This is a genomic window from Pseudomonas sp. F9001 (genome assembly GCF_013385435.1).
GTDB lineage: Bacteria > Pseudomonadota > Gammaproteobacteria > Pseudomonadales > Pseudomonadaceae > Aquipseudomonas.
Window position 1 is genome coordinate 401905 of sequence record NZ_JACAPX010000011.1, and the last position, 19146, is coordinate 421050.

The window sequence follows — 19146 nt, forward strand, 5'->3', positions numbered from 1 at the left end:
ATTGTCTGCCGGTAAGTACGATGGGCGAAAAAACCGCAATCGCGGGCCTTCTCGCAGGGCAGCCCGACTTACTTGAACAAGCCGCCAATTGCGTTGATCGCATCCGCAGCCTTGTTCACGTTTTGCTGGCGCTGAGGGTTAGTGTCCACTTGTGCCTGAGTGTTGTAGGTACTGTTGCTGCAGCTCTTGTTGGTTTGTGTCAGTGCTGCCTGGAACGCGGTCGCGCGCAACGTATCGCCCTTGGCATTGGCCGCATTGATATTGGTCTGCAGGTCGCGGATCTGTTGCTGGCAGGAGGCACTGTTGGCGTTGACGGTGTTGTTACTGTTGCCGGCACCCCCCAAGGCAGATGACAGGGCGCCGGTGAGGGCAGACAGGTCGGCGGCGTGGGCGGGCAAAGTGAACAGGCTGAACAGGGCGGCGGCTGGGGCGAGTTTGGAAAGACGCATGGCAAACCTCAATGTTTTATTGCCTGCGCATCTCCGGGGGCCCGAGCAGGCGCAGAACAATATCCGTATAGAGGTGAGCGCTCGGGTGGGGCGAAATATATTTGGTCAAATTTTGACCTTCAACCGTGAAACTTCATAAATGTGAGTTGTTTCACGTTGTTTTCTGGCATTGACGACGTATCAAGGTGAGGGCACGAGCCCGAGTGATGCGCGATGCAAGCTGAAACGCCTGGGTGCTTCACTTGGCGCAACAAACACCCGATAGCTTCACCAGCAGTGTCAGCGCGACGATTGCCCAGCCAAAGTTGAGTGCGACAAACATCCATTCCGGCGGATTTGTACCCAGGAAAATCGTCGAGGTAATCGTCAAGAAAACCATCAAAAGACCAATTGGGAGCCAGAACCAGAGGTGTTTCTGGCGCTGGCACACCTCTATGTGCAGCGGGCTATCTTGATGGAGCGTCATGTGTTGTCGGCCTCGGTAACCTGCTGCTTCCCTGCCGATGTTCAGCTCAAGAGCGCTATCCTGAGCAATGAGTCCAGGTGATGCAAGGCTCATTCGCCGTTAGTGTCCATCAATCAGGCGAAGTGCCAGTTCGGCACTGAAGGTGCCTGCCGCCGGGCCTTCATGACAATCGGTTTTCGTCGAAGACGCACCGTCCGAATTGCCCGGGAGTTTGATCCATAGGGCAACCAACCGTGGCGAAAGCACTTGCGGTGGCATGCCCAGTCTGCGCCCCACCGGGTTGCACCAGTCTCCAGGATTCGCACCATTGCCGTTGCGGCTGGTATCCACCGCCACGGCTTTTGTATAGGCGTATTCGCTTAACAACCTGGCATTGATGGCATCACCATAACTGCGCACCTGGGCGAGGGTGTAGAAGTTGGCGATATTCAGGGCAAACCCCCGAATCTGTTTCACCCCGGCTGCATTCAACGCATCGGCCATGGCGCCTGGGGATTTCCAGCCTGGATTGCCAGCGTCCAGATAAACATCGACATGGCGTGCGCGCTGGTTGAACCCCGATACGGCGTAATTGATTAGCCCCAGCCGCTCGGCGCGCTTGTCCTTGTCCAGGCACTGCAGGTCTGCCAGTGCGTCCGGCTCCAAGATAACCAGCGCCGGCTGGTCTCCAATGCCTTTGATCAGTTGGTCTATCCAGCCCCGGTACTCCGCCGCTGCCGGTGCGCCACCCTTCGAGGCGCCACCGCTGCAGTCGCGGTGGGGCAGGTTATAGGCCACCAAAATCGGTGTTTTATCAGCACTGGCGGCAGAGGTTACATAGCGATTGACGCGCTCGGCCAGCGTTCCTATGGCCTGGCTGGTGCCGGTCAGCCACAGGGCACTGGGCACCTCGGCAATGGTTGAGCGGATGCTTGCAGTGGCAGGCGTATCGGGGTGCTGCTGGACCCACTGTGCGGCGGTGGACTGCGGGTTGACGTAGAACCCATCACTCGCCTGGGCAGCAGGCAGCATCGACAGGCAGATAAAGCCGGCGGCAAGGGTGGCGATCTTTAGCACGCTCTACACCAGTAAGAGGGGCGGGTGGCCAAGGTAAGTCGGCTCGCCGCTGACGTCACGTGAAGCTGCATGAAGCTTGCCGGCTAGCCGCGTAGACCGTGCCCATGGCATGCTCCCACGCTCAGCATCCAGTCAAGGAAGAACGATGTCGACCTATGTAATCACCGTCCCTTGCTTTGCGCAGATGTTGCGCTCGCTCAAGGGGCTTTTGTCCAAAGGCGAGGCGCATGCCGGCGAGTTGGGCTATGACCCGCGAAACCTGCTGAGCGCGCGGCTGGCGCCCGACATGCACACCCTCGCAACGCAAATCCGGTTTGCGTGCACCCAGGCCCAGGAATCGGTCCAGCGTCTCACCCATCAACCGCTGCCGGTTCTGAGCACACCCGCAACCCTGAGCGAGGCGCGTGGGTTGATCGAGCAAACCCTGCAAGCCCTCGCCTCGGCAGATCGCGAACTCATCGACAGCAGCGAGCGCGCTATCTCGATAGAACTTCCCGACGGTACTATTTTCGACATGACTGCCTACGAATACGCGGTCAATTGGGCCATTCCACAGTTCTATTTTCACCTGATGACCGCCTATAACATCCTTCGCCATAACGGTGTGCCGCTCGGCAAGGCCGATTACGTGCCGCATATGTTCGCCTTCGTGCGCACGCAATAGGTAGCCACCCGAATGAATAGACCCCGCTCCTGCGCATAAGCGTATGGTGGGTGTTAAACACGTTTATTGAGGTACCCGCCATGGACGATAAACTCGGCATCCGCCTGAAAGAGGAACGCAAGATCCTGGGGCTCTCCCAACAGGAGTTTGGTGCGATTGGCGGTGTGGGTGCGAATGCTCAGGTGCACTACGAAAGTGGCGCGCGGGCGCCCAAGTCCGATTACCTGATTGCCATCCGGCATAAAGGCGTGGACGTGCTTTACGTGTTGACGGGGGAAAGGGCGGTTATCAACCAGGCCACCCTGAGTGACAAGGAGACGTTGATCATCAACCACTACCGCACGCTGGACGGGCTGGATCAGGATGCGATTGCGCAGATCACTTCCTCGTTGTCTGACAGCTAGCAACGAGGAAGTCCCGGATTTGCTTCGCGCCAGGCTAGAAGCTGTCGGTCGTCCTGAAGCTGCCGCCGCCTGTACTGCCTGACGTCGAAAAGCTGGCCGTGTTGTTATTGCTGCTTTCGACGGTGGCGACGCCAAGGACGACAGGGCTGATCGATGCGCTGACATAGCCTCGCGTCGCCCCTGCCGCTACCTGACTGCGGCGCACGATTTTAAGGCCCCGGCTAAGCACATCCACAACCTGGCCAAGGGTTGCACCCTGGGTCATGTAGCTCTCTACCAGACGCTCGAAGTCAGTCGACAGGTCAAAATAAACATCGCGGCCGGTAAACGCATCGTTGCGAACTTTGCGCTCCAGGTCTTTGGCACGCTGGTAGCTGTTCTGGTGTACCACGGCCTCTTCCTGGGTATCCGCCAGTTGCTGTACCACCGCTTTCAAGCGCAGGTTCAGGGTTTGCAGTTGCTCGACGATCAGGTCGTCGGCGTCGTCCGGGGTGTGGCTGGCCAGGTCGATCAATTCGCCGATGCTGCGGGTTTTCAACTGGTCAGTGAGCAACTGGCGTGCGCGCTGGTACTGCGGGTCTTCGTTGCGTGAGTAGCTGCCGAGTTTTTCCTGGATGGCATTGGCCTGGCGCTTGGCGTTGTCGACTACGCGTTGCAGGGTGTCGAGCTCGGGTTGAATTGAGGCCTGTCCCAACTGGTCACGTGCCTGAGCCAGTTGCGCATCGACGCTGGCACTCAAGGTACTGATCAGGGCGATGCGCTCGGCCTGCAAGGCCTCGTTTCGCTCACCAAGGGCGATCAGGCTCAGCTCGTTCTTGCGGTTGGCGAGGTAGTTCACCTTGGTCGCCAGCCAGTTGTCCATCCAGCGGTTCAGGCGGTTGCGCCGGTATTGGTCGGTGCCGAAGGCGTGTCCGCGCAGGTAGACGTAGACCAGGTTGGTATCAAAGGTCGGACGCTTCAGTGCGCACTCCTGGCGCAAGTCTTCATAACCGCTGACGTGTTCTCGGTGGGCGGCCTGGGCCAGGTCCAGTTGCTCGACCTGGCGGGCGTAGTCGGGGTTTTGTTCCAGGGATTGCCGGGCTTGCTGGTCGAGGGTTTCGGCTCGCGCTTGCAGTTTTTCCTTGCCCGCCAGCGCCTGGGCCACGGTCTGCTCAGCGTCGCGCAGTTGCTGGTGGAGCAGATCCTGGGACTGTTGGCGCAGGTTCAGGGCGGCGGCGACTTGCTCGTTCTGCGTGTTGCCCTGGTCCAGGTGCAGGGCCGCGATTTTACCCAGGCGCTGGGTAATGTCCTGCTCCAGCGCCAGTTGCTCGCCGAGCAGTTCAGACAGGTGTTGCTCGGCCGTGCGAATCCTCAGCTCGGCGTTGCGGGAGTTACGTTCGGTGATGCCGATCAGGGTGTCAGGCGTCATGTCTTCACCACTCCAATATCGTTTCGAGCGGGTCGGTGGTCCGTTGGCTCAAGTAGGTGACTTCCATCCTGCCGGCTGGCTTGCGGCCGACTACACGGTTGGTCAGGTGGCCGTCGTCGAGTTTGTCGGCCTTGACCTTCAGGTATTCGGCCTGCGGTACCCGCACGGCGAACTGGCTGGCCCACGCGCCGGTGCCGGTCTCACTGCTGACGGTGGGCAGTAGAACCGGTCTGTCCGACAGGTCGACGGCTTCGACAACCAAATACCAGCTCTTGCCCTGGGTCGAACCAGGATTGGAATTACACAGCGCCTTGTCGTAGCAGCGCTCGACACCGGACGGCGTGCCGGGCCGGTCGACAACCCGAATGGTCACCTCCTTGGGGATCAGTTCGGTGTTGGCACGCAGGGCCCTGAGTTGGCCGCCGGCTTTTTCGATCTCGAATTTCCCGATGAGGTCTTTGATCATGACCAGTTCGGCCTGCATGCCCCGCGTCGCTTTACTGTCGGCGGCGGGCAGGTGAATGTCGGCGACTTTGCGGGTCAACTCGTTGAGCTGGTCGGTCATCGGCTGGACTGCCTTGACCTTGGCTAAAAACGCCTCCAGCACGCCGATCTGCTCACTGGCGTAATCGACCCCGGAGGTATCGACCATGGCCAGGGCATGTTCGGCCTTGGTATTCAGGCGGGGCAGGGCACTGAACAGGTCGCCGCCCTCAATATAGGCCGGGTCCTGCTGCACGGCGCTCAGCCGAGCCTTCAGGTGGGCGATGTCTGATTGTTTTTGTGCCGCGTTCGTCTCGACGGCGATGGCCGCTCTTTGAGCCTCTTGGATTTCGTGTCTGGCGACCATCACCCGGCTGCATTGCACCACCAGCAAGGTGACCGCGATGAGCTGGATGACGAGTATGCCGCGATGCCGCCTGAGCAGTACTTTGCTCCAGAAGCGGTCAAGCGCACTCAGTTCCGGGGCCTCGAACACCAGGCGTTTGGAAAAGAATTCGCGCACGCCCTGATCGATCTGCGCTTCGGTAAATTGAATGCCGTTGTTCTGGTAATACTCGCGGATGCGCGCCGCCACTTCTGCGCGGCGTTGGGGCAGGCTCAAGTCCTTTTCCACCGCCATCTGCTGGTGGCGCAGTTGATCCACCAGCGCCATCGCGCCGAGTTGTTCGGAGAGAAGAATGTCGCTCATCAAGCGGCCTTGGTCAGCAATGCGGCGAACTTGCGTTTGGCCTCTTCGACGGCTTCGGCGATGTCACGGGACGCGTTGCTGGATTCAGCGCGGTAGGTTTCCGTCAGGCCGTGCATGTCCGTCTGGAAACTCAGGGTGGCGTCGGCCAGGGCGCGCACCGAGTCGACCTTGATGGTGGAGCCATAGCTGGCCTTGACCGCCGCTTCCAATTGGGTGTTGCCGGTGCTGCCCAGGGCTTCAAGGCCCTTGCTGATGCCGTCGGTGGTGGCATTCAGCGTGTTGGTGGCTTCGGCCAGTCCACTGTTGCTGGTGAACGACACCGCGAGGCCGGTCAACACCACTTCGTTGGTAGAGAAGAACGAGACCATGCGCTGGTACTGGCGCTCCTTGATCACATGCACCTGGTTGATCCGGGCGAAGACCATTTCGGCCGTGTTGTAGCCGACCTTCAGGTCATCGGCGATGTCCTTGACGATCTGGTAGCGCTTGTCTTCGTCCTGCAGCGCGCGTACGGCTTCGTCACGGCGCAATTCCAAGGCCGCGCGTTCGGCCGGCGCCAGGGTTTCGGCAGCCGTGACTTGGGCGTTGGCCTCGTTCAAGGCCTGGGTACGCTGCTCCAGGACCTGGCCGGCCAGGGCGAGCACTTGTTGGGCATCGACCTCGGCCGCTTTCATGGCCATGCGAAAATCCAGGTAGGCCTCCAGAATCACCGTTTCCCGGGAGATCTGGTCATTGGCCGACTTGCACACCTGCAAGTAGTTTTCACGGATCTCGTTGAAGCGGCTGGGGATCGAGCCACGACGCAGGTTCATCCAGCTCAGCTTGAGCTTCTCCAGCGTATCCAGGCGCCCATCATCCATCCAGCCCGCCATGGCCGCAGCGTCTTCGCGAATCGAGGTGAAGCTCTGGGTGATGTCCATGAAGCGCGTGGAGATATCCATGCCGGCGATCTGCTCGCGAACCACGCTGTTGAAGGTGGTCGACTGTTGCAGCACGGCAGCGATAGCGGTGACTTTGGCGGTGTCGTACTGGGCCACGCGGTCCAGCAATACCAGTACCGGTGCATCTGGAACCGGCTGCAGAAGATTGATGCCCAGGGTCCGCAGGCCCGTCAGCGCGCGGTCGAGGTAGTTGCTCATCGAGTGTCCTTTCAGGATGTGTTCAGCACAGTGTGCAGTGCAGAGAAGGGCGCAAGTATACCGATCAATGAAGGCAAACCAATGGCAGTTTGGTTGGAGGGCGCTTGTTGGCAGGCCTGACGAAGTGTATGACCGTATCTACCGCTAGCTGTACGGGGCGCAGGCTGGCGCAACGTTCTACTGTCACGGTCACAGTACTCGTTCGGATGTCGCGCCATGCTCATGTCTTCAAGCCTGCTTTCAGCTTTCGCGCTGTTCGCCTTTGTGTCCTCAATCACCCCAGGTCCCAATAACACCATGTTGCTGGCGTCCGGGGTGAACTTCGGTTTTATTCGCTCGATCCCCCATGCACTGGGCATCAGCATTGGCTTCATGTTGTTGGTGATCGCCGTGGGCCTGGGCCTGGGAGAAGTGTTCAAGGCGTTGCCGTGGGCCTACACCGTATTGCGCTATGTGGGGGCGGCGTATTTGCTGTACCTCGCCTGGAAGATTGCAACCTCCAGCGCGATGTCCGATGACACCGATGACAAGCGCAAACCCATGACGTTTCTCGGCGCGGCGGCCTTCCAGTGGGTCAACCCCAAGGCCTGGGTCATGGCGCTGGGCGCGATCACCACCTACACGCCTGCCGAGGGTTATGTCACCAACGTGCTGTTGATTGCCGCCGTGTTTGCCCTGGTGAACTTGCCCAGTGTTTGCGTATGGGCCGGCTGTGGCAGCGGCTTGCGCAATGTACTGCGCGAGCCACGCTGGTTGCGGGTGTTCAACTGGTCGATGGCGGGGCTGTTGGTGCTGTCGTTGTATCCGATGTTTTTTGCCGGCTGACACGCCCCCTGACCTCCAGCGGGTTGCGTCAGCAGGCCATGGATCCTAGACCGGTGAGATGGTGGCCAGCAGACCAATTGCGATGGTCAGCGCAAGAAAACCGAACAGGAAAAATGCCATCTTAGCCATTAGGCCTCCGAAATGAACGGGCCGGCAGGACGGTTCCTGCCGGGCTCCACGGGCGTGTCGGGAGTGGGAGTATTGTCAGGGCAGGGCGGTTTTCGATACAGGGGCAGATGCAGAAGAAAAAAGCGTATCAGATGGGCCGGGGCGCCGCAGGAGCAGGAAAGCCGGGGACGATCATTTTGGGGTATCAGGGAATAAACAGCGGCTCAGTAACTTGTGGGCGGGACTGCTGAAGGAACTAACCTTTTGCGTGGAGTATCGTATCCACGATTTTCGTGGGAGGTTGAAGGCGAACTGCGTCGTGCGTGGCTATTCTCAAGCGGCGCTGGGAGGGTTCCTTGAAGTGATTTCATCGGGGCGAGTAGGCAAATGGGCAAGACATTGGCTGCGCTGTCGTTTTTGATGACCCTGGTTTGGGTTTCAGTGGTTATTGCGGTAATGACTTATTTTTCCTGATGCACGTGGGGCACGGGTGCGACACCTGGTGAAGCGGTCGGTATCGCCATTGCCCACTCCCGCCTGCAAAATCTGTAGATGACTGATCTGGCGAGCTTTTTTGTTTGCCAGGGCGCCGCTTGATTGTTTGAAAAAGCCCGCACCCGACCTTGCATCGAGGGGGCTGGATCTATATATTCCCTAGCCTGCTGCAACGCTCAAGGGCTTTTAACGCTGCTTGGCCTGCTGCATAGCGCTACCGCCCGAATGGCGAAACTGGTAGACGCATGGGACTTAAAATCCCCCGCTCGTAAGGGCGTGCCGGTTCGATTCCGGCTTCGGGCACCATCATATTCAAGGGTTTGCTGGGTTTTAGAACTTGGCTGGCTCTTTGTTTTTTTCCGCAATATTCTTCTCCTTTCCGCAATTCACTTCGTCGGCGTAACTTTTTTGCCGATACGTTTGCGGATGTAGTTCTCTGTCATCACCACGGTCGTGTGTCCAAGCTGATCTCTGGCTTGCAGAATATCTCCGCTTGATTCCGCCTTATCGGTACCAGCTTTTGCGCGCAGGTCCCGCATCTGAAAGTCTGCCTTTTTTACGCCGGCAGCTTCTCTCGCAGCATCAAATCTCCCCCGTAACATACTGCTGGTCATGGGCTGCCCGTTGTCCATTACGATGAGTCTGCTGGACCGGATTTTATGGCTGTCTTTCCTGGCCAGTATTCGGTCGATCACAACCTTCAACTCCCCAACGATTTCAATTCGTCGCTTGGCCTTGGTTTTTCCCTGCTGCACCGCCAGGCGATCCTCCCTGATATCGCGCTCATCCATTTTTAGGGTGTCAGCGATACGCTGACCTGTCAGGTAGAACAGATCGAGCGCGTCTTTTAGCGGCTGGTCTGCGTGCAAATACACCATCGCGAGCATTTCATCTTCGACGTAGATGTCACGTCCGCTTTCCTTATTGCCTTTAACACCGGCGCAGGGATTGGCCAAGGACGTGTAGCCGCTGGTCCTGGCGAAGTTCCAGATCGAGCTGAGCAACGCTTTCTCGCGATTTGCACGAACAGGTGCGGTCTTTCCTCGATGCCTCAAGTACTGGGCAACGTGCTGGGGCTCAATAGCTTCCAGCGGGGCGGGTGGGTCATTGAAAAAGGCAAGTAGCTGCTTCAGCTCTCTGGCGTTGTCTTTCTGCGTCGCCGGCGCTTTAGTTGGAACAACTTCCAGCATGTATTTTTCAGCGACATAGGCGAAAGTCAGTACATCCTGCGCCATGGCCTGGGATACACGGCTTTTTTCGAGCTTTGCATACTCCAAAATTGCCAGCCCGTAGTCCATGCCCAATGGTATTTCTTTGCGTGGCGTCCCGCCTGTGTCGTAAAGGTAATACGTCGTGTCGCCACGCTTCCTTTCGCGTAGCCGGGGAATGCTCCCAGGCCGGGTTGGTTTTCGTCCCATCTACCCCACCAGCCGCGGTTGCCATTTCAGTTTTTCCATCACGCCGGCTGCCTCGCCAGTGAGTGCAGATGCGATGACGCAAGGCCACCCGCTGCGTTTGATGGTGTGGCGAATGCCGTTTCTTTTGAGAACTTGCACCTGGCCCGCTTTCGTTTTCGCGCCGGTAAGCGTGCAAACCTCTTCATGCGACAGGAAGTGAATACCGTCCATAACTACCTCCCACCGGCCGCCGTGGGCCGGGCTGTCTTGATGATGTGAATGACCAGGCTGAAGGTGATCAGCATCCAGCCGCAGGTGCCGGCGAAGGCGTAGAGGATGTCGGCAGTTTCGCCGTCGTCCAGAAGGCGTGGGCCGAGCCAAAAGAACCAGCAGCCACTGCCGACCAAGTACAGCAAAGCGCCCAGCAGGATCAGGGTGAGTTTGATTGCGAACATGTGGTGTCCTTGCCGCGCCGGGCGGCTGCAGGTGTAGCCCTCGGTTCCAAGGGCGTTTCGTTTAATGGTGTGGGAAACGTCCTCATCGTTTAAACGCGGATGAACATTCCTTGTGCTTGGGCTTTACTGCGGGCCTCAGCTAAAGGAGTAGGAACATGCGGGAAGTGATGAGGACGTTTGTAAGGCTGGTTTTGTTTACGTGTACGGCGCTGGTGTTGATCACCGGAAGCGCTTCGCATGTCGCGGGTGTGCCGCATGTTCTGGAGGCGATGGCCTATGCGGCGGTGCCTGCGGTAATGGTTGCGGGCGCGATTGAGGCTGTGGTGTTGACCAGGGACGCGGGTTAAGACTGCCGCGCTGGGCGGCAGAAGGTGGGTTAATCGGTACGGAAGACTTCGGCGCGAATGGCTCGCCAGTCTTGTTTAGTGCTCACCGGCTCGCGACCGAACCAGCTCTCTGCCTCTTTCGCCAGGTCCTCGCGGGCCTGACTCCAGCCGCCGCCACGACGAAGCGCGCACACTCGCACTTGGTCGCCGAGCGATTTGCACTTCCCGATCTTCGTTTCTGCGCAAATAAACATGCGTGCATACCTCGCCCGCCGCTCACCGGCAGGCATGTAGGGGGATTGGGGTTAGGCTGCTGGGTGTTGCGCTGTGTCGCGGAAGACATCCATCTGCGCCGCGCCGTCGAGCCAGGCTGCTGCGATACGCCGCTCAGCCATTGCGGCATATTCCGGGTTCAGTTCGCACAGGATTGATCTGCGGCCTTCCTGCATGGCGACCACCGCCGTCGTACCGGCACCGCCGAAAGGGTCAAGCACGATGCCGCCGAGTGGCGCGCCGGCCAGGACGCATGGGCGAATCAGGTCAGGCGGGAAGGTGGCGAAGTGTGCGCCCTTGAAACTGTGCGTCGGCACAGTCCATACGCTGCGTTTATTTCGCTCGGTGGGCATAACGGCGAGGGCTGAGTTCATCGAATCGTTGTCCTTGATTCGCCCCCGCGCTCTTTCTTCACTGTCGGTACCGTGACCCCAGCCCACGCCGTTTGACTTCCTGGCCACCGCCTTCATGTTACCGTTGCTCTTGGCCCCGCCGTTGGCGCGCTCACTCCCGATCTGCGAGAGAACGTCTTGTGAGAGGCGGTTGTGGGTGTTGGGTGAGCATGGTTCAAGGATTGGCGCCTGGTCGTAGTAGTACTTCGCCGACTTGCTCAGCAAAAAAATGTACTCGTGGGCCTTAGTGCAGCGGTCGCGGACACTCTCCGGCATTGGATTTGGCTTATGCCAAATGATGTCTTGGCGCAGATACCAGCCATCGTCCTGCAGGGCAAAGGCCAAGCGCCAGGGCATTCCCATCATGTCCTTGGGCTTGAACCCAGGTACGGCGTAGTCACTGCGCGGAACGCTTTCATTATCCCTACGGCGGGAGGCAACGGTGCGGCGGGCCTTGGCGGCTGTAACGCTTTCATCGCGCCCGACGCCGGTAATTGACTGACTGTTGCCACCGCAGCGGGAGCCGGCATAGCTATCACCCATATTCACCCAGGCCGTACCATCGTCGCGGAGTACTCGGCGCACCTCGCGGAACACTTCGACCAGGCGCCCGATGAACTCGGCCGGCGTTTCCTCCAGGCCTATCTGGCCCTCCACGCCGTAATCCCGCAGGCCGTAGTAGGGCGGGCTGGTCACGCACATCTGAACTGACTTGTCTGGCAGCGTCCGCATCGACTCAATGCAGTCGCCGATCAAAACGCGATGCTGTTTCATGGCCTGGGCCCCTTGTAGATGAAGACGTAGGCGAACCAGAGGGTGGCGATCATGGAGCCCCCTCTTTGCGGTACCCGGCGTCGTGGATTGCTGCGGCTGCGCTTTCAGTGATGTAGGGGCCGCAATTCACGACGCTAGCTGCTTGAATATGCTTGATTGCTGCGCGGCGCTCATCTGCTGCGATCTGCTTGGGCGAGCGAAACTCTGTGGCCCACTGCAATTCCTCTTGGTCGAGGAAACTAACTACCGCCATTCCGTTGCGGTGGGCCAGAACTGTGCATTGCCGAAACGTCGCTGTCCGAGCGCTGAACGCTTCGCTGGTTGTTCCAACAGGCGGCAATCCTTCGCCGTTCCAGGGCTTTCCATTTTCTTCAGGCATGACTTCGTCCTTGCCGCTGTAGCGGCTTAGTTTGATGGGGGGAGGGGTGTAGCTGGTCATGGCTACATCGAATATGATTCGGGTCTTGATAAAAAACAGCATGAGGGATGTATGCGTAACAAGCTTGCTTGGATTGGTACTATATTTACTGCGATTTATTTATTTGCTTTTACCGCATTCATCTTTGGACGTTTGCCACAGCTTCAGACCATGGAGTTGAATGCGGTAGGTGATTTTTTGGCAGGCGCGTTTGGTCCGATCGCTTTTTTCTGGTTGATTCTGGGTTTTATGCAGCAGGGGACGGAACTTCGTGTTAGTGCCGATGCGCTCCGAATGCAGGCTGATGAGCTAAAAGCTTCGGTGCAGCAGCAAACAGCTTTGGTAGCTGCTCAGCAACTCAGTTTAGAAAATCACGAGCGTTCGCTGGAACCGTTGCTTCAGTTAAAATATACAGGTGGTCATGAGGATGATGATGGCGATTATTACTCCGGCTTCTTACTTACAAATCTCGGGAGTTATTGCGAGGGTGTTAACGTTGTTTTATGCGTGGAGGGGGTTAATAATCCCCCAATATCTTTGGAGCCGCTATATAACGGAGTAGGCAGAAGTTTTTTCCTCGACGATGTATTTGGTGGGAGGGGGAAATCACTCCTTAGTATTAGCTATATGAAGTCAAGTGGGCTGTATAATAGTCAAGGCTTTGAGCTTTATAATTACCATGATGAGAGTGGTGAAGGTATAGGTATCAAAAAGGTTTTAAACAAAGATTCCAAGCGTCTTGCGTGAGTGCGCTCTACTCTTATATCTAAATAGCCACAAGATCATGGGCATTCACAACCGTCATGCCGAGGCGTTCGGCGATCAGGACTTCCAGGCGGGAACCCTTTGAATGCTCCCAGCCGGGCAGGGTGGCCACGGTGTCGCAGTCCATCAGGGCGGCAATGTCGCGGCGCATGCAGTCGTTCCAGGTGCCGCCGTCGGAGTTGAGTTCGGCGGGGTTGGTGACGGTGTGGCCGCCGGCGCGCAGGCTGTTGGTCATGGCGTGCAAGGCGGCGAAGTTGAGGCCTTGCAGGCCGGTCATGGGGCCGCTGAGGTAGATGCGCTTCATGCGGCCACCTGCTGCTGTTCCTGGCGCAGCGCGTCCTGAACGGCCTCAACGACACGACGCAGGTATGTGAATTCGTGGTTTTCCTCGATCGCCTTGTCGTCGACCGGGTAATGCCGTTCATCTCCGAACAGTTCCGTCAGCAGCTTGCTGTGATGCCAGCACTCGTTTGGCGACTCCACACTGGTCAGAGCCTCGATGTCCTGCCATAGCTCGCGGGCCTCGCTCTTGCTCAGCTCGCCAAGCTCCCAGTCGTGTCGCCCGGTCTGCTGCCGGCGGCGCTGGACGATGCACTTCTTGGCGAAGGCATGGAGCGCGGCCCCGCTGAATCGCGTGCTACTGATCCCGCGATCCAGGCAGTTCAGAACATAGGGCCAATCGTACTTGGCCACGAACTCGGCAACCGTGCGAGGTCCCATTCCACCCCAGTACGCGTTCCAGCTCTTGTCCCAGCAGTTGATCGTGATCTTGCCCTGGGCAGTCTGGTAGTTCTGGTCGGATTCAATCGGGCAGTCGCGCCGGCCGAAGTCCTCGAGGAAAACCGTTATCGGGTCGAGCCGTGGCGCTCCGGTGATCACCAGCTTCGTGACGGTCGAGCGTTCCACCTGCAGCGGCGCGGTCGGTTTGTGTTCTGTAGGCATGGGGAGTCCTTGCCGGGCCATGCCCGGGCGGTGGGATTGAGGGAATCGTGTGATTGAAGGCTTCGCGCTTTAAATTTGCAGTGTCATAATGAAAGCTGACTACACGGAAATTTTGTTAGGGAAAACGATGGCAAATATAAGCGTTCATGATCTGCTAAGTGCTAAAGTTGGATCGGTAGTTTCAAAAAAAGAGCTATATGAGTTGATCCAGTATTCAAAAGTAGAGGGGTCCAAATATTGGGGTGGCGAAAATTTCGTTATAAATAATACTCCGCAACAGGGTATTAACTGGATTGGTTCACTTCCTGCTCTTGCAGGCGTCCTAGTTAAAGTGTACCCGGGAAGTTATAGTCACGATGGCTGGGTAGATGCCGAAAGGAATTTTTATCGCTATTCCTTTAAAGCCAGAAAAGGGGTTGTATCACTTAAGGAAAAGGCGAATCTTTCGTTGCTGAATCAGCCTGAGTTCGGTTACCCAGTACTCCTTTATAGCGGGAAAAAGAAAGACTGGGTTTTTGAAGGGTTGTTTGGCTTGGTTGAATGCGCTGACGAATATGTTGTTCTTGGTCGCCAAGCTGAAACTCATGTGGTTACGAGCAAGATCGGGCAGGGCTTTATGGAGGGTGGAAAAAGTTATGTTACGCATCTTTTGTCCGAGAGGAATTCTCAAATAGTCAAGCTGCTAAAATCGTCCGGATCATGCGTCTGTGAAATTTGCAGTGATGATTTTAAGGTTAGGTACGGATTTGAATATATCGAGGCTCATCACAAAGTGCCAGTTTCTACGAAGGCCGCGAAGGTAGATGTGGTTTTAGAAGATTTAGCATTACTGTGTTCGAATTGTCATTCTGCCGTGCACGCTCATATGCGATCGGGCACCGAGGACTACTCGGTAATCAAAGATGTGATCGTGAGACGCTTAGCTCAACAAACTTGACGATTCTCCCGCCTATCCAGTTAACCACCGCGATGGCCTTGCTGTTGCCGATTGCCTTGTAGCGGGCCCCGTCAGGACATTCACCTACAGGTTTGCCGCGCCAAGGAATTTGCGTGTAGTTATCGGGAAAACCTTGGCAGCGCTCCCACTCGATCACACTGGTCCGGCGGACGCCTTCGGCTTCCAGCACATATGCCTCTCGGTCATCGAGAGAGCCCCCTCCTTGTGCCGTGAGAGTAGGGTGAAGTGCAAGCTTCGCCGGCCATCCCGGCGGGCTATCCCGGCGAGCGCCTTCTCGCTCAAAAAGTACCTCAGTGGGATCGAACCCGTCTCGAGCACTTGCGACAACGAACACACGACGGCGTCGTTGGGCCAGGCCGAAATATTGGGCGTCCAGGACCCGCCACGCGATTGTTCTTTTGGGTCCATACACACAACCAGCGTCCTGCCACTTCTTCCCTGGAGGCTGCAGCTCGCAGTCTTCCCCAGCAAGCGCGCCAAGAAAGCATCCGAAGGCGTTCCCTTTGTCGCTGAGGACGCCGGGGACGTTCTCCCAGGTAAGGACGCACTCGGCTTCTCCTCTTGCAGTTCGAACATGGTCAATTGCATCTGCTAACTCCACGAATTTAATTGTCAGTTGACCTCGCTCACCACCGAGACCGGCACGCATACCGGCAACGCTGAAGTCTTGGCATGGGGTACCGCCGACCAGCACGTCCGGCGCCGGGATCTTGCCGGCTAGGACTAGGGCGGCCAGCTTGGTCATGTCGCCGTGGTTCGGCACGTCGGGGTAGTGGTGGGCCAGGACCGCCGATGGGAAAGCCTCAATCTCTGCGAACCAGGCGGCGCGCATGCCCAGCGGGTGCCAGGCCTGTGTCGCGGCTTCGATGCCGCTGCACACGCTTCCGTAAGTGATGGGCATACTTAAACCTCGCTGGTATATTTCGCCGATTCTTAAAATTTGGTGAGTAGCATGGAACGCTTGAGAAAATCGGTGTGTAGCTTTTGGTTTTTATTGGTCTGCATCGTGTTTGTGAGCGCTTTTTTTGCTTCTTATTACTATTGGAAAATATTTGGCAGCCAACTATCTACGAATGCGTCAGATTGGTCGGCATTCGGTAGTTATTTTGGAGGGGTATTTGGCCCGCTAATATCTTTTTGTACTCTTCTGGCCGTTCTTAAAACGGTTTACTTGCAGAGAGAATTGCTTGATGCGCAGAGGGAAGAATTTCGTGCTCTAAATAAGCTTCAATCTGAGACTCTCACGGCACAGTCAGAACAGTTGGATCTTGGTAAGGCGGAATCAAAGCATGCCGAGATACAGGCCTACCAGACGTCTCAGATTAATTTGCTTGAGATGTTCATTGAGCACCGTAGGCGAATTGTTGACAGCTTGGAAGCACATATATCTTCAACTAAGAATTCGGAAATTCCTATCGCCCAAAAAAAGGCAGCGCTCTCAAATCTTCAAGCAAGACAGGTTAAAGCCCATAATGCAGCGAATGACCTATTGATTCTGGCTTTTGAAATTTCTGTAACGCAGTTTTCAGAAGTGAGCAAAATTAAGATGCTTCTTGCTGAAAAGCTGCCAGATATTCTAAATTTAGAAATGCCATCCTCCGAGGGGTAAAGGCTTTGCGGAGTCTCCTTCGCTGGCTGGCGTGATTCGTTGATATGGGGTATTACGGGTGACCGGCATGGAGCGGGAAAGGATAGATATGAAGCGACTTGTGCAAAAAAAAGATTTGCCCGCCTACCTGAGAGGCCTCGCTGCGGCGTCAATGCTCGTTGTGAGCATGAGTTCCCCCGTTATGGAGATAGCGTCGACCGTCAAATCTACCTATGAGATGGCTTACCTTGTTGAAAACTACGGTCAGTACATCGGCGAGGGCCCTTACATGATCGAAAGCAAGGACGGCCATGAGTGGAAGGATGCGCCCATCCCTGATCCAGTAATTACAGGTTATGCGTTTGCTTTTACTGTTCGCGCGAGGCTGGCGCGCTCCGGCAAGCAGATTGGCGGACACGAAACGCTCCGCGATGCGTTAGCGCCGTATGAATATTTGCAAATGTTCGCTCCAAGCGAAGACGAAATGGTCACGTCCATACTCATAAAACTACCTACAGATCCTGTAGAGTTGCAAGAACTTCGCAGCTTGCTCGCTGAAACGACCATCATGTATTCAATAGATGATGGGTCCGGCTTTTTCCACCTTGGAAACACGATGATGGGCAATGGCTTATCCCACGCTTGATAACAAGTGGATTCGCGGTAGGACGGATTAAGGCGCGTTGTTTGCTCCGCAGTTTCGGCAGTCTTCGCGATAGCGTTGAGCGTCACTGATAAACCGGCCGCAGCCGTAACAATTGAACATCATCATTTTGGGCTTCTTCGGCTTGGCCAGCTTAATGCCGGTGCCGCGTAGGGCGTCTTTGATGTTCACGTCGTCGCGTTCGACCAGCCGACGGCTATGCGCGTCGATGTAGGGCTTGGGCCAGACCACCGCACCTGATTGGCCGAGCTTGCCGATCCAGGTGATGGTTTGAGCCCTCGGCACCACGACAGCCTTCGACAGATCGCTGGAGAATACTCCTTCCTCACAAAGCCAAATCAGGTTGTTGCCGTTCCAGCACTGCGGCTTCTGGATGTAAAACTCGGTTGCGTCGGGGTGTTGGTCCAGCGCTTCGCTCAGCGTCACATGCTGGCAGTCGACACCAATACGCGCCCGAGCATCGACGTAGGCCTTGGGCCACGGGATGTCAGTGTCGCGGTGATCGCAAGCTCCGTCCCGGGTGAATACCTGAGCCTTGGCCAGATCGGTGACGTATCCAGATCCGCCAAAGCCCCAAAACGACAACCCGTCTCCGACGTAGGCGTGGCTGCGACTGTCTTGCAGGTAGAACTGATCATCCATGGAATATCTCCAGTCAGGCGCCGCCCTCCGTTACCGGATTCAGCGAGTAGGGTGATGGCAAGATGCTTCCAAGTGACTTCAGTAACATCTAATATCTCGCGTTCATTCGATGGAGCGAGCGATGAAGGTCAGATCAGAAATCTTAGGTGGGTTGGTTACCGGCGTTTATCTAGTAGGTGTAGCCACACTTGTTTATTGGAAGCACACAACTATTCCAGATCTAGAACTCAATGAGATAGGGGATTTTCTCGCAGGAGTTTTTGGTCCGGTGGCCTTTTTGTGGTTGGTGCTGGGCTATTTACAACAAGGTCGGGAGCTTAAGCTCAGTTCTGAAGCCTTACAGCTTCAAGCACAAGAATTAAAAAACTCAGTCGAACAGCAGAAAGAACTTGTTGATATAACGAGGCTACAAGTTGAGTCGGAGATGAACAGGTTGAGGTCAATACAGGAGCGTAGAGAAAAGGATATTATGCCTGAGCTGTTTGCAAGAGTAGATGGTACAGTTCGCATGGGGCAGCAGTGCTTTTTAGAACTGAACATTGGGAATGATGGAGCCACGATATTTAAGGTGGCGATTGATTTTGGTGGTGATCTAAGTGGGTTGAATATTTTTATCCCTGAATGGCCAAAAGGGAAGTTTCAACAGTTTTCTATAAAATTTGACCTAGATAATCCGGCAATTGAGGAAACTATCACAATTGCCTACAGGGACGCGGATCACAATACCAAGGCAGCCTATTTTGATATCAGGCGTGTTGATATCTCTGGTGAAAGCGAACTTCCTCAGTTTGAGGTGCAACCCCTGGCGAAGTGATTATTCATCATCGTCATTCATCTGGCGCGATTCGGCGTAGCCCGCGTGCCGTAGTTTGCACGCCACGTTTTCACATATCTCGAAACCGTGGCGCGGAATTGCGAAGTAATCGGCGGAATTAAAGGCGCCCAGCGAGTGGGCGTGGGCGATCAGTCGCCAGATGGTAGCCCGGTCCTTCGTCTCGTCCAGCTCGGCGGTGAGCGCTGCCAACCGGTCACGCATTCCTTGGCGGAAGTAGTGGCGGATGCTGTCGGACGGCCCTTTAACCTTTGGTGGCGCCGGCGGCAGATCCTCAACCCGCGCATTCAGTACCAGCAGCTGCACCGCCTCGCTCACTTCCTCGATATCATGCCAGAGCATCAGCTCGTCGAGCATCCGCCGGGTGCCGTACGGGACCGTGTGCCGCAATTCCTGCTCGCCCAGTTGCTGCCGTTTCTCGGCAAGCTTGGCTGTGCGCTCCTTCTGTTCGGCAGCCATGGCCTACCTCTTCTATTCCGCTGGCCGGCAGTGCGAGCCAGGTTTGACGTTTGCG

General features: G+C 56.6%; 25 protein-coding genes and 1 tRNA gene. 10 read left to right on the forward strand and 16 right to left on the reverse strand.

What is annotated here, in order from left to right:
- Positions 1–68: 68 nt before the first annotated feature.
- The 3 genes from HX818_RS10600 to HX818_RS10610 all read right to left on the reverse strand — a co-directional run bounded on the left by HX818_RS10600 (position 69) and on the right by HX818_RS10610 (position 1971).
- Complete coding sequence (locus HX818_RS10600; protein ID WP_003207691.1) at positions 69–449, reverse strand: DUF1090 family protein; 381 nt, start codon at positions 447–449, stop codon at positions 69–71.
- Between the two features lie 238 nt (positions 450–687).
- Positions 688–1008, reverse strand: coding sequence for a hypothetical protein (locus tag HX818_RS10605; protein ID WP_177020017.1), 321 nt, complete (start codon positions 1006–1008; stop codon positions 688–690).
- A 6-nt stretch (positions 1009–1014) separates the two neighbouring features.
- Positions 1015–1971, reverse strand: a complete 957-nt coding sequence (locus tag HX818_RS10610; RefSeq protein ID WP_177020018.1) for a glycoside hydrolase family 6 protein — start codon at positions 1969–1971, stop codon at positions 1015–1017.
- 145 nt (positions 1972–2116) lie between these two features.
- Here HX818_RS10610 and HX818_RS10615 point away from each other — a divergent pair, with 145 nt between their 5' ends.
- Both HX818_RS10615 and HX818_RS10620 read left to right on the forward strand, forming a co-directional pair.
- Entirely contained in the window at positions 2117–2635 is a 519-nt protein-coding gene (locus HX818_RS10615) for a DUF1993 family protein (RefSeq protein ID WP_102368907.1), read from the forward strand.
- Between the two features lie 80 nt (positions 2636–2715).
- Entirely contained in the window at positions 2716–3039 is a 324-nt protein-coding gene (locus tag HX818_RS10620; protein ID WP_003207700.1) for a helix-turn-helix domain-containing protein, read from the forward strand.
- Between the two features lie 34 nt (positions 3040–3073).
- Here the strand turns inward: HX818_RS10620 and HX818_RS10625 are convergent, their stop codons facing one another.
- The 3 genes from HX818_RS10625 to HX818_RS10635 are packed head-to-tail and all read right to left on the reverse strand — an operon-like array spanning position 3074 to position 6778.
- The gene (locus HX818_RS10625; protein ID WP_087693936.1) at positions 3074–4447 is read right to left on the reverse strand and encodes a hypothetical protein; all 1374 of its coding nucleotides are present in this window, start codon (positions 4445–4447) and stop codon (positions 3074–3076) included.
- A 4-nt stretch (positions 4448–4451) separates the two neighbouring features.
- Positions 4452–5639: a DUF6384 family protein gene (locus tag HX818_RS10630; protein WP_008435073.1), complete on the reverse strand. Its 1188-nt coding sequence runs from the start codon at positions 5637–5639 to the stop codon at positions 4452–4454.
- Positions 5639–6778 carry a merozoite surface protein 3b gene (locus HX818_RS10635; protein ID WP_087693935.1) on the reverse strand — a complete coding sequence of 380 codons (1140 nt, stop codon included), beginning with the start codon at positions 6776–6778 and terminating at the stop codon, positions 5639–5641. The genes HX818_RS10630 and HX818_RS10635 overlap by 1 nt, the downstream gene beginning before the upstream one ends.
- A gap of 216 nt (positions 6779–6994) precedes the next feature.
- Between HX818_RS10635 and HX818_RS10640 the strand changes: the two genes are divergently transcribed.
- Together HX818_RS10640 and HX818_RS10645 are read left to right on the forward strand one after the other, a co-directional pair.
- Positions 6995–7603 (forward strand): LysE family translocator, encoded by a 609-nt coding sequence (locus HX818_RS10640; RefSeq protein ID WP_032899362.1) that lies wholly within the window; start codon positions 6995–6997, stop codon positions 7601–7603.
- Between the two features lie 822 nt (positions 7604–8425).
- Positions 8426–8512, forward strand: a tRNA-Leu gene (locus HX818_RS10645).
- 80 nt (positions 8513–8592) lie between these two features.
- On the opposite strand, the gene xerC is transcribed toward HX818_RS10645, so the two are convergent.
- From xerC to HX818_RS10660, 3 genes are read right to left on the reverse strand one after another with little or no spacing between them, the layout of a single operon-like run.
- Positions 8593–9624, reverse strand: a complete 1032-nt coding sequence (xerC, locus tag HX818_RS10650) for a tyrosine recombinase XerC (protein ID WP_177020019.1) — start codon at positions 9622–9624, stop codon at positions 8593–8595.
- Positions 9625–9834, reverse strand: a complete 210-nt coding sequence (locus HX818_RS10655) for a DUF4224 domain-containing protein (RefSeq protein ID WP_177020020.1) — start codon at positions 9832–9834, stop codon at positions 9625–9627.
- A gap of 2 nt (positions 9835–9836) precedes the next feature.
- Positions 9837–10058 carry a hypothetical protein gene (locus tag HX818_RS10660; RefSeq protein ID WP_177020021.1) on the reverse strand — a complete coding sequence of 74 codons (222 nt, stop codon included), beginning with the start codon at positions 10056–10058 and terminating at the stop codon, positions 9837–9839.
- A 155-nt stretch (positions 10059–10213) separates the two neighbouring features.
- Here HX818_RS10660 and HX818_RS10665 point away from each other — a divergent pair, with 155 nt between their 5' ends.
- On the forward strand, positions 10214–10405 hold the full coding sequence (locus HX818_RS10665; protein WP_177020022.1) for a hypothetical protein: 192 nt from the start codon (positions 10214–10216) through the stop codon (positions 10403–10405).
- 284 nt (positions 10406–10689) lie between these two features.
- On the opposite strand, the gene HX818_RS10670 is transcribed toward HX818_RS10665, so the two are convergent.
- Together HX818_RS10670 and HX818_RS10675 are read right to left on the reverse strand one after the other, a co-directional pair.
- On the reverse strand, positions 10690–11823 hold the full coding sequence (locus HX818_RS10670; protein ID WP_177020023.1) for a site-specific DNA-methyltransferase: 1134 nt from the start codon (positions 11821–11823) through the stop codon (positions 10690–10692).
- Between the two features lie 49 nt (positions 11824–11872).
- The gene (locus HX818_RS10675; RefSeq protein ID WP_177020024.1) at positions 11873–12262 is read right to left on the reverse strand and encodes a hypothetical protein; all 390 of its coding nucleotides are present in this window, start codon (positions 12260–12262) and stop codon (positions 11873–11875) included.
- 51 nt (positions 12263–12313) lie between these two features.
- Between HX818_RS10675 and HX818_RS10680 the strand changes: the two genes are divergently transcribed.
- The gene (locus HX818_RS10680) at positions 12314–12988 is read left to right on the forward strand and encodes a hypothetical protein (RefSeq protein WP_177020025.1); all 675 of its coding nucleotides are present in this window, start codon (positions 12314–12316) and stop codon (positions 12986–12988) included.
- 19 nt (positions 12989–13007) lie between these two features.
- Here HX818_RS10680 and HX818_RS10685 read toward each other — a convergent pair whose 3' ends face one another.
- Entirely contained in the window at positions 13008–13310 is a 303-nt protein-coding gene (locus HX818_RS10685; RefSeq protein ID WP_177020026.1) for a DUF4406 domain-containing protein, read from the reverse strand.
- A complete protein-coding gene (locus tag HX818_RS10690) occupies positions 13307–13948 on the reverse strand; it encodes a hypothetical protein (RefSeq protein ID WP_177020027.1) in 642 nt (213 codons plus the stop codon). Before HX818_RS10690 ends, HX818_RS10685 begins: the two co-directional genes overlap by 4 nt.
- 88 nt (positions 13949–14036) lie before the next feature.
- Between HX818_RS10690 and HX818_RS10695 the strand changes: the two genes are divergently transcribed.
- Entirely contained in the window at positions 14037–14885 is an 849-nt protein-coding gene (locus HX818_RS10695; protein ID WP_256346305.1) for an HNH endonuclease, read from the forward strand.
- On the opposite strand, the gene HX818_RS10700 is transcribed toward HX818_RS10695, so the two are convergent.
- The gene (locus HX818_RS10700; protein ID WP_177020028.1) at positions 14845–15807 is read right to left on the reverse strand and encodes a DNA cytosine methyltransferase; all 963 of its coding nucleotides are present in this window, start codon (positions 15805–15807) and stop codon (positions 14845–14847) included. The two genes, HX818_RS10695 and HX818_RS10700, sit on opposite strands and share 41 nt — an antisense overlap.
- A gap of 51 nt (positions 15808–15858) precedes the next feature.
- Between HX818_RS10700 and HX818_RS10705 the strand changes: the two genes are divergently transcribed.
- Together HX818_RS10705 and HX818_RS10710 are read left to right on the forward strand one after the other, a co-directional pair.
- Positions 15859–16515, forward strand: coding sequence for a hypothetical protein (locus HX818_RS10705; RefSeq protein WP_177020029.1), 657 nt, complete (start codon positions 15859–15861; stop codon positions 16513–16515).
- An 88-nt stretch (positions 16516–16603) separates the two neighbouring features.
- Entirely contained in the window at positions 16604–17140 is a 537-nt protein-coding gene (locus HX818_RS10710; protein WP_177020030.1) for a hypothetical protein, read from the forward strand.
- Between the two features lie 27 nt (positions 17141–17167).
- Here HX818_RS10710 and HX818_RS10715 read toward each other — a convergent pair whose 3' ends face one another.
- Positions 17168–17800, reverse strand: coding sequence for a hypothetical protein (locus tag HX818_RS10715; RefSeq protein WP_177020031.1), 633 nt, complete (start codon positions 17798–17800; stop codon positions 17168–17170).
- A gap of 121 nt (positions 17801–17921) precedes the next feature.
- Here HX818_RS10715 and HX818_RS10720 point away from each other — a divergent pair, with 121 nt between their 5' ends.
- Positions 17922–18614: a hypothetical protein gene (locus tag HX818_RS10720; RefSeq protein ID WP_177020032.1), complete on the forward strand. Its 693-nt coding sequence runs from the start codon at positions 17922–17924 to the stop codon at positions 18612–18614.
- On the opposite strand, the gene HX818_RS10725 is transcribed toward HX818_RS10720, so the two are convergent.
- Positions 18615–19091 carry a hypothetical protein gene (locus HX818_RS10725; protein ID WP_177020033.1) on the reverse strand — a complete coding sequence of 159 codons (477 nt, stop codon included), beginning with the start codon at positions 19089–19091 and terminating at the stop codon, positions 18615–18617.
- Between the last annotated feature and the right edge of the window lie 55 nt (positions 19092–19146).

What these genes read in the sequence shown, in the direction of transcription:
- HX818_RS10695 (WP_256346305.1), top strand. Translation starts at nt 14,037, where the DNA reads ATGAAAGCTGACTACACGGAAATTTTGTTAGGGAAAACGATGGCAAAT.
- xerC (WP_177020019.1), bottom strand. Translation starts at nt 9,624, where the DNA reads ATGGGACGAAAACCAACCCGGCCTGGGAGCATTCCCCGGCTACGCGAA.
- HX818_RS10685 (WP_177020026.1), bottom strand. Translation starts at nt 13,310, where the DNA reads ATGAAGCGCATCTACCTCAGCGGCCCCATGACCGGCCTGCAAGGCCTC.
- HX818_RS10655 (WP_177020020.1), bottom strand. Translation starts at nt 9,834, where the DNA reads ATGGACGGTATTCACTTCCTGTCGCATGAAGAGGTTTGCACGCTTACC.
- HX818_RS10605 (WP_177020017.1), bottom strand. Translation starts at nt 1,008, where the DNA reads ATGAGCCTTGCATCACCTGGACTCATTGCTCAGGATAGCGCTCTTGAG.
- HX818_RS10690 (WP_177020027.1), bottom strand. Translation starts at nt 13,948, where the DNA reads ATGCCTACAGAACACAAACCGACCGCGCCGCTGCAGGTGGAACGCTCG.
- HX818_RS10670 (WP_177020023.1), bottom strand. Translation starts at nt 11,823, where the DNA reads ATGAAACAGCATCGCGTTTTGATCGGCGACTGCATTGAGTCGATGCGG.
- HX818_RS10620 (WP_003207700.1), top strand. Translation starts at nt 2,716, where the DNA reads ATGGACGATAAACTCGGCATCCGCCTGAAAGAGGAACGCAAGATCCTG.
- HX818_RS10700 (WP_177020028.1), bottom strand. Translation starts at nt 15,807, where the DNA reads ATGCCCATCACTTACGGAAGCGTGTGCAGCGGCATCGAAGCCGCGACA.
- HX818_RS10665 (WP_177020022.1), top strand. Translation starts at nt 10,214, where the DNA reads ATGCGGGAAGTGATGAGGACGTTTGTAAGGCTGGTTTTGTTTACGTGT.
- HX818_RS10635 (WP_087693935.1), bottom strand. Translation starts at nt 6,778, where the DNA reads ATGAGCAACTACCTCGACCGCGCGCTGACGGGCCTGCGGACCCTGGGC.
- HX818_RS10720 (WP_177020032.1), top strand. Translation starts at nt 17,922, where the DNA reads ATGAAGGTCAGATCAGAAATCTTAGGTGGGTTGGTTACCGGCGTTTAT.
- HX818_RS10640 (WP_032899362.1), top strand. Translation starts at nt 6,995, where the DNA reads ATGCTCATGTCTTCAAGCCTGCTTTCAGCTTTCGCGCTGTTCGCCTTT.
- HX818_RS10705 (WP_177020029.1), top strand. Translation starts at nt 15,859, where the DNA reads ATGGAACGCTTGAGAAAATCGGTGTGTAGCTTTTGGTTTTTATTGGTC.
- HX818_RS10715 (WP_177020031.1), bottom strand. Translation starts at nt 17,800, where the DNA reads ATGGATGATCAGTTCTACCTGCAAGACAGTCGCAGCCACGCCTACGTC.
- HX818_RS10615 (WP_102368907.1), top strand. Translation starts at nt 2,117, where the DNA reads ATGTCGACCTATGTAATCACCGTCCCTTGCTTTGCGCAGATGTTGCGC.
- HX818_RS10625 (WP_087693936.1), bottom strand. Translation starts at nt 4,447, where the DNA reads ATGACGCCTGACACCCTGATCGGCATCACCGAACGTAACTCCCGCAAC.
- HX818_RS10680 (WP_177020025.1), top strand. Translation starts at nt 12,314, where the DNA reads ATGCGTAACAAGCTTGCTTGGATTGGTACTATATTTACTGCGATTTAT.
- HX818_RS10660 (WP_177020021.1), bottom strand. Translation starts at nt 10,058, where the DNA reads ATGTTCGCAATCAAACTCACCCTGATCCTGCTGGGCGCTTTGCTGTAC.
- HX818_RS10630 (WP_008435073.1), bottom strand. Translation starts at nt 5,639, where the DNA reads ATGAGCGACATTCTTCTCTCCGAACAACTCGGCGCGATGGCGCTGGTG.
- HX818_RS10675 (WP_177020024.1), bottom strand. Translation starts at nt 12,262, where the DNA reads ATGACCAGCTACACCCCTCCCCCCATCAAACTAAGCCGCTACAGCGGC.
- HX818_RS10710 (WP_177020030.1), top strand. Translation starts at nt 16,604, where the DNA reads ATGAAGCGACTTGTGCAAAAAAAAGATTTGCCCGCCTACCTGAGAGGC.
- HX818_RS10725 (WP_177020033.1), bottom strand. Translation starts at nt 19,091, where the DNA reads ATGGCTGCCGAACAGAAGGAGCGCACAGCCAAGCTTGCCGAGAAACGG.
- HX818_RS10600 (WP_003207691.1), bottom strand. Translation starts at nt 449, where the DNA reads ATGCGTCTTTCCAAACTCGCCCCAGCCGCCGCCCTGTTCAGCCTGTTC.